This is a genomic window from Pandoraea pulmonicola, assembly GCF_000815105.2.
GTDB classification, from domain to species: domain Bacteria; phylum Pseudomonadota; class Gammaproteobacteria; order Burkholderiales; family Burkholderiaceae; genus Pandoraea; species Pandoraea pulmonicola.
Genome location: NZ_CP010310.2, coordinates 5,824,354 through 5,835,286, shown reverse-complemented (window position 1 = coordinate 5,835,286; position 10,933 = coordinate 5,824,354). Strand labels below are relative to the sequence as shown.

At 68.0% G+C, this 10,933-nt stretch carries 8 protein-coding genes; 3 read left to right on the top strand and 5 right to left on the bottom strand.

Annotated elements, in window-relative coordinates; genetic code table 11:
- Positions 1-2: 2 nt before the first annotated feature.
- The 3 genes from RO07_RS25265 (at position 3) to RO07_RS25255 (ending at position 4,179) form a co-directional block, all read left to right on the top strand.
- Positions 3-737 carry a lysoplasmalogenase family protein gene (locus RO07_RS25265; protein WP_072637153.1) on the top strand — a complete coding sequence of 245 codons (735 nt, stop codon included), beginning with the start codon at positions 3-5 and terminating at the stop codon, positions 735-737.
- Positions 721-3,033, top strand: a complete 2,313-nt coding sequence (gene pbpC / locus RO07_RS25260) for a penicillin-binding protein 1C (protein WP_039406874.1) — start codon at positions 721-723, stop codon at positions 3,031-3,033. The genes RO07_RS25265 and pbpC overlap by 17 nt, the downstream gene beginning before the upstream one ends.
- A gap of 174 nt (positions 3,034-3,207) precedes the next feature.
- Positions 3,208-4,179: a delta(1)-pyrroline-2-carboxylate reductase family protein gene (locus RO07_RS25255; protein ID WP_039406873.1), complete on the top strand. Its 972-nt coding sequence runs from the start codon at positions 3,208-3,210 to the stop codon at positions 4,177-4,179.
- Between the two features lie 77 nt (positions 4,180-4,256).
- On the opposite strand, the gene RO07_RS25250 is transcribed toward RO07_RS25255, so the two are convergent.
- From RO07_RS25250 to RO07_RS25230, 5 genes are all read right to left on the bottom strand, one after another.
- A complete protein-coding gene (locus RO07_RS25250; protein WP_418303735.1) occupies positions 4,257-5,051 on the bottom strand; it encodes an ATP-binding cassette domain-containing protein in 795 nt (264 codons plus the stop codon).
- A gap of 79 nt (positions 5,052-5,130) precedes the next feature.
- Positions 5,131-6,249, bottom strand: coding sequence for a FecCD family ABC transporter permease (locus RO07_RS25245; RefSeq protein ID WP_039406866.1), 1,119 nt, complete (start codon positions 6,247-6,249; stop codon positions 5,131-5,133).
- A gap of 42 nt (positions 6,250-6,291) precedes the next feature.
- Positions 6,292-7,167, bottom strand: coding sequence for a heme/hemin ABC transporter substrate-binding protein (locus RO07_RS25240; RefSeq protein ID WP_072637240.1), 876 nt, complete (start codon positions 7,165-7,167; stop codon positions 6,292-6,294).
- A gap of 77 nt (positions 7,168-7,244) precedes the next feature.
- A complete protein-coding gene (locus RO07_RS25235) occupies positions 7,245-8,345 on the bottom strand; it encodes a hemin-degrading factor (protein WP_039406861.1) in 1,101 nt (366 codons plus the stop codon).
- Positions 8,346-8,473: 128 nt separating this feature from the next.
- Positions 8,474-10,870, bottom strand: coding sequence for a TonB-dependent hemoglobin/transferrin/lactoferrin family receptor (locus tag RO07_RS25230; RefSeq protein ID WP_084072894.1), 2,397 nt, complete (start codon positions 10,868-10,870; stop codon positions 8,474-8,476).
- Positions 10,871-10,933 lie beyond the last annotated feature (63 nt).

Genomic DNA, 10,933 nt, shown 5'->3' with positions numbered 1-10,933 from the left:
ACATGACGCTGAATTTCTTCGCTCCGGCAGCGGCGCTGCCACGCGAGGCGCGCCGCTTCTGGTGGCTGGCGGCCGCCGCGGGTGCCGCCTATGCGTTCTCGCTGCGCGGCGCGCCGTACGCCGATCAGGCCGTGGCGAAGGCATTGCTGTGCGCGTTGCTGCTCTTTGCGGCGCTGTATCACCGCGCGCCGGGGGAGCGGCCGTGGTTGTGCGCGACATTGATCCTGTCGGGAGCGGGCGATGTGCTGCTCGCCATTCCGACACTCATGTCGGGGTTCGTGCTCGGCCTGGCGGCATTCCTGCTCGCTCACCTGGCCTACTTCGCACTGTTCTGGCGCCTGCGCCGGCCGTGGGCGCGGGTGCCTCGCTGGCATCGGGTGGCCATTGTCGTCGTCTGGATTGCGGCGGCGCTCTCCTATGCGATGTATTGGCCCGGCATGGGAGGGCTCAAGGCGCCGGTGGCATGTTACGTCATCGTATTGGCGATGATGGCCACGGCGGCGCTGCTGGCCGATCTGCCCGGCGAATGGGCAGCCGTGGGGGCGCTGCTCTTCACCGTGTCCGACGCCCTGATCGGGACCACGCGATTCGTCGGCGCGATCCCTGCGCAGGAATACGCCATCTGGATTTTCTACGCGCTCGCGCAACTGCTGCTGAGCGCCGGCATCATGGCGGCGCGTACGCCACGCTTGCCCGATGTGGCACAAGAGGACATGGGGCATGCCGACGGTGCGTGAGGGGTTGCGCTGTCAGGTCGCACGCAGGATCGTGTTGCGCTTTGCCCTGGTGCTGAGCCTGGTGCCGGCCAGCGCGGCGGTACATGCCGTGCCGTCGTTCGACGACGTGCGGCAGGACTGGCGGGCGTCCGACTGGATCCTGCTGGATCGCCGTGGCGAGCCGTTGCAACGGTTGCGCGCCGACATGCAGGCGCAACGCGGCGACTGGGTCACGCTCGCCGACGTCTCACCCGCCTTCCGGCAGGCGCTGATCGTTTCGGAAGACAAGCGCTTCTATGAGCACAGCGGCGTCGACTGGCGCGGTGTGGCCGCCGCCGCGTGGGGCAATCTCTGGCATTCGCGCACGAGAGGTGCGTCGACCCTCACGATGCAGCTTGCCGGACTGCTCGACGACGATCTGCGTCCGAGCACCCGCAATCGCTCGATGACGCAGAAGATCGGTCAGGCCGCGACGGCCGTGTGGCTCGAGCAACGCTGGCGCAAGGACCAGATTCTCGAGGCGTATCTGAACCTCGTACCGTTTCGCGGCGAGTTGGTCGGCATCTCGGCCGTGTCGCAAACGCTCTTCGGCAAGCTGCCCATCGGGCTCGACGCCCGCGAGTCGGCGCTCGCCGTGGCCCTGTTGCGGGCGCCGAACGCCCCGGCGCCCCGGGTGGCGCAGCGCGCGTGCACGATCCTTCGTGACTTGGGGCAGGCGTCCGACTGCAACGGTTTGGAGGGCTACACACAACTGGTGTTCTCGCGTCCGGCCAGCGTGATGAACACGCGCGATGCCGTCAATCTGGCGCCTCATTTTGCACGGCGCGTGTTCGGCGAGACGCGGCCGCCGGCCGGTACGCGCATCACCAGCACGCTTGACGCGCGGCTGCAGCGGGTTGCCGTCACCACGTTGCAGCAGACACTGCGCGAGCTCGGTATGCCGGGCCGTTCGCGCAACGTGCAGGACGGGGCCATCGTGGTCATCGACAACGCCAGCGGCGACATTCTCGCGTGGGTCGGATCGTCGGGCGCGCTATCCTCGGCCGCAGAGGTCGATGGCGTGACGTCGCTGCGTCAGGCCGGCTCGACGCTCAAGCCGTTCCTCTACGCCCAGGCCATCGCCGAGCAGCGTCTGACCGCAGCCTCGTTGCTCGACGATTCGCCCCTCGATCTGCCCACGGGCGGCGGTTTGTACATTCCGCAGAACTACGACCGGCACTTCAAGGGATGGGTCAGTGCACGGACGGCACTGGGCTCGTCGCTGAACGTGCCTGCGGTGCGCACGCTCGTGATGGTCACGCCGCGACGCTTCGCGCAGACTCTCGTTTCGCTGGGCCTGCCGCTCACGCAAAGCGGCGATTACTACGGCTTCAGTCTGGCGCTCGGCAGCGCCGACGTGACGCTGCTGTCGCTGACCAACGCGTACCGCGCGCTGGCCAATGGCGGGACCGCCGGCGCGGTGAACGAGCGCATGGACCGCAGTGCGTCCGGGGCGCGTCCTGCAGGCAACGCCGACGCCGCGAAGGCGCACAACGTCGGGGATACGAAGCGCGATTCACGCAGGCCTGCGCAGACGCCGGTGTTTTCGCCGCAAGTCAGTTTCATCGTCTCGGACATGATCGCCGACCGGCAGGCGCGCACGCGCACGTTCGGCCTCGACAGTCCGTTGTCCACGCGCTACTGGACGGCGGTGAAAACGGGCACGAGCAAGGACATGCGCGACAACTGGGCCGTCGGCTACTCGCGGCGCTACACGGTCGGCGTCTGGGTCGGCAACGCCGACGGCGCGCCGATGTGGGACGTCTCCGGTGTGTCCGGCGCGGCGCCGATCTGGCATCGCATCATGGATTACCTGCATCGTCGCACGGCGAGCCCACCGCCTTCGCCGCCGCCGGGGCTGGAACATGTCGCGGTGCAATACGCGGAGCACGTCGAACCCGCGCGCGAAGAGTGGTTCCTGGCGGGTACCTCGCAGCGCACCATCGCGCTGTCCGCCCTCGCGACGAAGGCCCCGAGCGGGCCGCTGTGGCGTATCGCCGGACCGGCCGACGGCACCATCGTCGCGCTCGACCCCGACATTCCGCCGGCGAATCAACGGTTGTGGTTCCAGGTGGCCGCCGCGTGGCCCAAGGGCGCGGCGTGGCGTCTCGACGGCAAACCGCTCGCCGGCCGCGCGCGGGTGAGCTGGTTGCCATGGCCGGGCCGTCACACGCTCGAACTCGTCGATGCCGCCGGAGTCGTTCGCGACAGCGTGCATTTCGAGGTACGCGGTGCGACCGTCAATGACGGCAAACGCATGCGCAATGCGAGTCGCTGAGCGCATGTGCGCAGCGACGACGCAGAAATGCCACGAATAATTTTGGTTGTTGCAGACGCGTGGACGCGATGCGAGCTACACTAAAAACAAGACTTGGCAAAGCGTGACGCGAGAGGTTGGCCGCGGGTGTGAGCTCGCTGTCGGTGGCGCACGCTCCGAAGCGGAGACATATCGATGATCACGCTCAATGCGCGGCAGACCGCGCAGGTGCTGCCTTACCCGCAGTTGGCCGACGGTATCGAGGCCATGCTCATGGAAATGCGTTCGGGCACGGCCCGGGCGCCCGAGCGTCTGCATTTTCCCCTCACCGAATCCGAACGCGGTCGTCGTGCCGGCGTGCTGCTGGTCATGCCCGCCGTGAATCGCGACGTCGCGATGACCAAGCACATCACGGTTCACCCCGAGAATTGCCGGGTCGGCAAACCGTCCATCATCGGCGAAGTGATGGTGTATGACCCGCACACCGGCGAGCGGTTGATGCTGCTCGACGGCCCGACCGTCACCGGTCGCCGCACGGCCGCCGTGACGCTGTTTGCCGCGCGCAAGTTCGCGCCTCGTCCGAAGGGGCCGGTGCTCATCGTCGGCGCTGGCGTTCAGGCGCGCGCGCATCTTGAAGCATTCGCCGCGGGCATGGGCACGCGTCACTTCATGATCTATTCGCGCAGTCCGGAGCGCGCGCATGCGTTGGCCGACCATGCCGCATCGCTCGGCGTGGAAGCGACGGTGGTCGACGCCATTGAGCCGGTGCTCGCCACCGTGAGCATCGTGATCACCGCCACGACCAGCAGCGAGCCGGTGCTGCCCGACAGTGACACGATCCGCTGGCGCGACGACATCTTCGTCGCCGGCGTGGGCGCCTTCCGTCCCGACATGCGCGAGTTGCCGCCGCAACTGTGCCGCGATGCGGCAGTGCGCGGTACGCTCGTTGTCGACACGTGGGAGGTCAAGCACGAGGCGGGCGACCTGTTGCATGCGGCCATCGACTGGGGCCGCGCCGCGCCGCTCATGGACGCGATCATCACCCCCGATCGTTTTCGCTCGAGCGGGCCGGTGCTCTTCAAGAGCGTCGGCTATGCGCTGTGGGATCTCGCGGCGGTGCTTTGCGCCCGCGTGAACCTCGAGAAGGATGGCATCCCCGTCGGCTGAACCGCGGGGCAGCTCTCAAACGTAGCACATCGAAGTACATGGACGCCTCGCAGGCGCTTCGGGCGCGCTCCGTGGCCTCATGCCGGCAGCGCGAACGGCACGCCGGCCGACGAGCTCGTCAGCACACTGAAGCCGAAGCCGGGCACCGTGTCCGGCGAAATCACATGCACCGGCAACCCCAACGTCGCTTCGATAAGCTCGGAGCGCATGACTTCGCGCGGCGTTCCCGCGGCGAGAATGCGGCCGTCGGCGAGCAGGGCCATGCGGTCGGCGTGGCGTGCCGCGAGATTGACGTCGTGCACGATGGCCATCGCACCGAATCCCCACGTCTTCGCCAGTTCGCGCGTGAGCGAGAGCACATGATGTTGATGCGCGAGATCGAGCGCGGCCGTCGGTTCGTCGAGCAGCAGGTAACGCGGCACCGATGGCGACGCCGCCGCTTCGGGCCATAGCTGCGCAAGCACCCGCGCGAACTGCACGCGGGCCCATTCGCCGCCGGAAAGCGTCATCACGTCGCGATGGAGCAGCGGCAAGGCGCCGACGCGCTCGAGCGCCATCGTCGCAATGTCGGTATCGCTCGGGACGCGTCGTGCGCGGGGTGGCCTGGGGAACGGCAGACGTCCCATCGTCACGATTTCCAGGGCGCTGAACGGAAACGAGAGCTGCGCCGTTTGCGGCAGTACCGCCCGCAGCCGCGCGAGCGCCGCTGCGCTGTATTGCGCGAGCGCGGCGCCGTTGAGCGTGATGGCGCCGCTCAAGCGTGTGCGGGGTGGCAGTGGCTCGCCGGCCAGCGCCTTGAGCAACGTGCTCTTGCCCGCACCGTTGCGGCCGAGCAGCACAAGGAGTTCGCCGGGGCGGACGTCGAGCGACAGGCCGTCGAGGACGGGCGAATCGGTGTGGGCGATGGTGAGGTCGTGTGCACTGAGCATGGCGAAGTCCTGGTGCTGGCCGTCACAGGCCGAACTGTGCGCGGCGTCGCCACAGCAGCATGAGGAAGAACGGCGCGCCGAGCAGCGCGGTGAGAATACCCAGCGGCAGCTCGGCCGGCGAGACCCAGGTGCGCGCCACGAGATCCGCGAGCAGGGTCAGGATCGCGCCGAAGAGCGCCGCCGCCGGCAGCACGGCGCGCGGGTCGGGGCCGACGACCAGACGCACGACATGCGGCGCGATCAGCCCGATGAAGCCGATCATGCCGCTCGACGCCACGAGCGCCCCCACGCACAGCGCGCACGCCACCATCACACGCCGCTTGACCGATTGCACCGCCACGCCCAGATGCAGCGCCTCCGCCTCGCCGAGCAGCAGCGCGTTGAGCGAGCGGCATTGCGTGGCGAGCGCGACGATGCCCAGGGCGACGGGCCATACGATCACGGCGAGCATCGACCACTGCGCGCCGCCAAGACTGCCGAGCGTCCAGAACGTGAGCGTGCGCAGCTGGGTGTCGTTGGCCAGATACGTGAGCAGGCCGATCGCCGCACCGGACACCGCGTTGATGGCGATGCCCGCGAGCAGCAGCAGGGGCAGGGCGAGGCGGCCGCGTCCGGCGGCGAGGCGGTAGACGAGCGCCGTCACGCCCAGCGCACCGACGAAGGCCGCCAGCGGCAACAGCCATAGACCGAGCGATGCGGCGAGCGCCGCCGGGAGCATCGCGCCGCCCAGCACGATGACGCCCGCCGCGCCGAGCGCGGCGCCGCTGGCCACCCCGATGAGGCCGGGGTCGGCGAGCGGGTTGCGAAAGAGCGCCTGCAGCGCGGCGCCTGCGGCGCCGAATCCCGCGCCCACCAGGATGCCGAGCACGATGCGCGGCAGGCGAATCTGCAGCATGACGTTGCGCGCCTGGTCCTGCACGAAGTCGCCCGTCGCGCCGCGGAACAGGGCTGTCATCGCTTCGCCAGGGGCGATGCGATAAGCGCCGCCGCACAGCGCGGCGAGGATGGCGAGGGCAAGCAGGACGGCGAGCACCGTCATCACGGACCACCGCGCCGGACGCCGGCGCGTGGCGCCGTGGCGATCCCGGGCGGAAGAGGCCACGGACTTCATGGATTTCGGAAGCGGAGGTGCGGCTGACATGGGGCGTTCACTGGCGATTGGCTGGTTGGGCGCAATGCCCCGTCAGACGGTGTGCACGCGTCGCGCGAGATCGGCGATCGCTTGCGGCAGACGTGGACCGAAACCGAGCAGATACAGCGCGTCGAAGCTCACCACGCGGCGCGCGCGCCCCGCAGGCGTGTTGGCCAGTCCCGGCTGCGCGAGCAGCGTTGCCGCCGGATCGACGCGATCGTCGGAAGCGGGGCCCGCCGTGGTCGTGAGCAGCACGTCGGGCTGTGCCGCGACGGCCGCCTCCGCCGTGAGTGGGCGATAACCGTTGAATCCCCGCAGCGCGTTCTCGGCGCCGGCATAGGCGAGCATGGCATCTGCCGCCGTGTCCTGGCCCGCGACCATGACCTGATTGCCTGTATGGCCGAGGATGAACAGCACACGCGGCCGCTTCTGAATTCCCCAGCGCTGTTCGATGTCTTCGCGCGCGCGCAGCCAGTCGGTCATGAAGCGGTTCGACACGCGCGCGCCGTCGCCGGGCATGCGCAGTGCGGCGGCGACTTCGCGAATGTTGTCGTTGACCAGCTCGGCGGTGTAGCCGTGCTTGAAGCGCTTGACCGACACGCCGGCGGCTGCGATCTGGGAGAGCACGTTGGGCGGTCCGGCTTCCGCACCGGCGAGCAGCAGATCGGGATGCAGCGAGAGCACGCCTTCCGCCGACAACGAACGCAGATAGCCGACCTTCGGCAGTTGGGTTGCGGCTTCCGGATACAGGCTGGTCAAGTCGTTGGCGATCACGCGATCCTGCGCGCCGAGCGCGTAGACGATCTCCGTGAGCGCGCCGCCTGCGACCACGACTCGCCGGGGCGCGTTCTTGCTCTGCGCGGCCGCACTGGCCGCACTCGCTGCACTCGCCGCATGCGCGAGCGACGCCGGCAGCAGCGCTCCCATCCATGCGCCGGCGGCGAGCGTGGCGCCACCGGCGAGCAGCGCGCGACGCGTCACGCCGCGCTCATCGATTGGCTGGTTCACGCGGAAGCCTCCTCAACACGCTTGAGCGTCTGTCGCCAGTCTTCACGTTCGGCCTGTCCGGGTTTGCGTTCGCCGAAGAACATGGCGATCACCATGCCTGCGGCGTCGAGCAGTTCGAGCGACGAGACGATGCCGTCGGAAGTAGGCTTGCGCACGATCCAGGCGCTGCCGACGAGGTCTTCGCGCAGATGCAGGTTGAAGCCCGGATCGAGCACGTTGACCCACGGGCCCATCACGCGAATCTGTTTCACGGGGCCGGTGTGGATCTGGATCATGCCGGCGTTGCCCACGAACACCATGATCGGGAGACCGGTGCCGGCGGCGTCTTCGAGCAATGTCTTCACCGACGCGGCGGGCACGCGTTGCACGTAGTCTGTAGGCGCGAGACGCAGTGCCTGCGCGCGCGAGAGACCGTGACGCTTGAGCACTTCGAAGAACTGGTGCGTGTCGGTCATCGCCAGCCAGTCGCGCTGGAAGGCCGCGACGTCGATGTCGGCGTCGGGCGTTTCGGGTTTGGGCGCGTCGACGGCGACCACGTGCTCGCCCGGTGTCTGGTCGTCGGCGCGAAAGCGTGCGACGAGCGTGTCGTATGCCGCCGCGTCGCTGTGCTCGCGCAGGAACACCTTGTGCACGGCGGTGCCGGACTTGTCGAAGAACTGCAGCGAGCGGCGCGGGCCGGTTTCCGTCGGCGTTTCGACGGCGTAACCGCTGGCCCAGTGGTGATAGAAGATGCGCAGGTCGAGGTCCTTGCCGAGTCCGAGGCCGACAGTGCCTGAGTGCGAGAGCTTCTCGTACTGGCCGTCTTTCTCATGCACGGCGGCGTTGTTGCGCGTGAGCGCCATGACGCGGCCCAGCGCGGGCAGCGCTTCGACGATCTCGATGAAGTCCGGGCGCAGGCGCACCACGTGTTCGCCGACGAACGCGGCGACCGTCTCGCCCTCGGAGACGCCAAGGGCCGCGGCGGCGTCGCGGTCGCGCAGATTCTGTTCGGTCTTCACGCGTTGGAATTCGCTGCGCAGACGGTTCACGTCGGCGAGCGGGGGCGCCGTCGGGCGGGTGGCCGGGGTGGCGGAAATGGCGTTTTGAGCGTTCATCATGGCAATTCCTCGTTGCGGTTTGCTGGCAGTGGCTGGCGCACACCGGCGCGCGGGTGATGCGTGAGCGGTGCGCGCCGATGCGAGTTCCGACAATCGATCCGGAGATCGGGCGATCGCGATGCGCCGGATCAGTACTGAAGCTTCAGGCTGACCGCCACGCTGCGGCCCGGCGCGGAGTACGCGTCCTTGATGGTCGAGTTGTCGGCGATGTTGCGGACGTCCGACCAGTTCCAGTACTTGCGGTCGAACACGTTGTAGACGCCCGCATAAACCGTGGCGTACTTGTTGATGCGGTAGCCGCCCGACAGGTCGAGCACGATCGACGACGGTGGCGCCCAGCAGTTCTGGTTCTGCTGCATGCCGGACGTGCAGGTATTCGCGATTCGGCTTTGCGACTTGGCCGCCTGGAAGAGCAGATCGGCTTGCGCGAACCATGTGCTGTTCGGTTCATAGCGCACGCCGAATACCATCGAGAACGGATTGACGGTATTGAGCGGTTGGCTCGCTTCGCCGTTGTTCTCGGTCGTGCCGTGTGTGTAGGCCATTGCCGTGCGCAGCGTGATACCGCCCTTGAGCGACCACGTCGCGCGACCTTCCCAGCCCTGAATGCGGGCGCGGCTGTAGTTCACGTACTGGTAGATGAGCGGGTCGTTCGGACGTCCGGAACCGCTGATGTTCTGCTGCGAGATGAAGTTGCGGTAGTTGCCCGCGAACACCGCCGTGCTGTACGTGACCGGCCCGAGCGTGGTCGCGAGCCGGCCGCGCAGACCTAGCTCGAAGGTGTCGCTCGTTTCCGGCTTCAGGTTCGGGTTGGCGATCGACATGTAGCCGAAGATCGGGTTCGAGAAGCCGTTGTTGACCTGATCGGGCGTCGGCGTGCGGAAGCCGCGCGCATATTGCACGTACGGAACGAGCGACGGGGCGATCTCGTACATGATCGCCAGGCGCGGCGAGAAGGCCGAATCGTTCGAGGACGTTGGCTGCAGGCGGGTGCCGGTTCTCGTCTGCGACACGTACAGCGGATCGTTCTGTTTGGGCGAGAGCCAGTATGCGTCGTAGCGGATACCTGGCGTGACGGTGAGCGCGCCGTAGCGGATCTCGTCCTGCAGGAAGGCGCCGAAGAGCGTGTAGTTCGTGTCGGGGAACGCCTTGTTCGGGAACGATTCGCCCACGCCCGGCACCGTGCCGTTGCGGTAGCTGGTGATGTACGCGAGGCTCGCGTCGGTGCCGTACACGAGTTTGTGGGCAAGCGGGCCGGTCGAGAAGTGGCTCTCGGCCTGCAGCGAGCCGCCGACGGTGCGTTCCTTGTAGGTGTTGTCGCGCGTGCGATCGCCCGCAGTGCGCTTCTCGTACGAGTACTGGCTGTTCTTCGCGTCCTGGAAGTACAGCAGCGCGTGGGCGTGCTGGACGTAGGCCTGCGCGTTGTCGTTGAAGTCGTAGTCGAGACTCACGCGATTGCGCTCGAGACGGTCGCTCGTGGTCAGCCCCAGCGTCGTGGGCGGCGCAATGGCCGAGAGCACGTTCGTGTCCGTGCGGCGTCGCACGTTCTCCGCCGTGAGCTTGAACTGCGAGCTCGGCGTGGCCTTGAAGACCAGCTTGCCCAGGATCGAATTGCCGTTGGTGTCCTGCGGGTTGGCGGTCGTGCGAGTGGTGCCGGCCGAGTTGTTCGTGCCTTTGCCATCGAGCTCGTGGCCCTTGTTGCCGTCGACGATCACCATGCCCTGGAATTGCTCGCCGCCCCATGCCGCCTGCGCGGTCGTGCCAAAGCTGCGGTCCATCGAGTTGTAGTACGGACGCAGCGAGAAATAGGTCGACTTGCCGAACACGTCGAGCAGGTCTTGCGGATCCTTGGTGAGGAAGTTCACGACGCCGGTCAGGCCGTCGCTGCCGTACAGCGACGACGCCGGGCCCCGCAGGATCTCGATGCGGCGCAGCAGATCCATGCTCATGTAGTCGCCGCGGCCGGCTTCGAGCGGGCCGAACGAATAGGAGGAGGGCATGCGGATGCCATCTTCGAAGATCGCGACACGGTTGCCTTCGAGGCCGCGCACGTTGATGCTCGAATTGCCGTCGCGCCCGCCCCCGGCCGCGGCCGAGGCGGGACGATAGGGGGCGCGGCGCACGGTGACGCCCGGCTCGTAGCGCAGCGCCTCCTTGATGTCCTGCGCCTGCTGCTCTTCGAGATCCTGATCGGTGATGACGGAGATGGATGCCGGTGTGCGCTCCGCTTCGGTCGGGGTGCGTGTCGCCGTCACGTTAACCTCGCGCAGGTTCGCTTCGGCGATCTGCAGCGGCGCCTGGTGAGATGTCTGGCGCGGCGCCTGCGCGAGTTGCACGCTGGCGGCCGGGGCCGCTGCCGTTTCGGCGTCGGTCTGCTGCGCGAAGGCGGCCGGCAGCCAGACGGCGGCGAGCACCGCGCCGGCGAGCGGATGCAGGCGCCAACGCGGCGATGCGTGCGTTCGCGCCGCTTGGTCGCGAACGGCACGGTGCGAACCGTTTGCGCCATGTTCCTGGCGCGTGGTCATGACAAAAGCGCGGCCCCCGCCGCTCGACGACTGCTTCACTGCTGGCTCCCAGTGCAAAAAACC

Bases quoted from the DNA above. Each gene is read 5' to 3' on its own strand.
- RO07_RS25265 (WP_072637153.1), top strand. From the start codon at position 3: ATGACGCTGAATTTCTTCGCTCCGGCAGCGGCGCTGCCACGCGAGGCG.
- pbpC (WP_039406874.1), top strand. From the start codon at position 721: ATGCCGACGGTGCGTGAGGGGTTGCGCTGTCAGGTCGCACGCAGGATC.
- RO07_RS25255 (WP_039406873.1), top strand. From the start codon at position 3,208: ATGATCACGCTCAATGCGCGGCAGACCGCGCAGGTGCTGCCTTACCCG.
- RO07_RS25245 (WP_039406866.1), bottom strand. From the start codon at position 6,249: ATGTCAGCCGCACCTCCGCTTCCGAAATCCATGAAGTCCGTGGCCTCT.
- RO07_RS25240 (WP_072637240.1), bottom strand. From the start codon at position 7,167: ATGGGAGCGCTGCTGCCGGCGTCGCTCGCGCATGCGGCGAGTGCAGCG.
- RO07_RS25235 (WP_039406861.1), bottom strand. From the start codon at position 8,345: ATGATGAACGCTCAAAACGCCATTTCCGCCACCCCGGCCACCCGCCCG.
- RO07_RS25230 (WP_084072894.1), bottom strand. From the start codon at position 10,870: ATGACCACGCGCCAGGAACATGGCGCAAACGGTTCGCACCGTGCCGTT.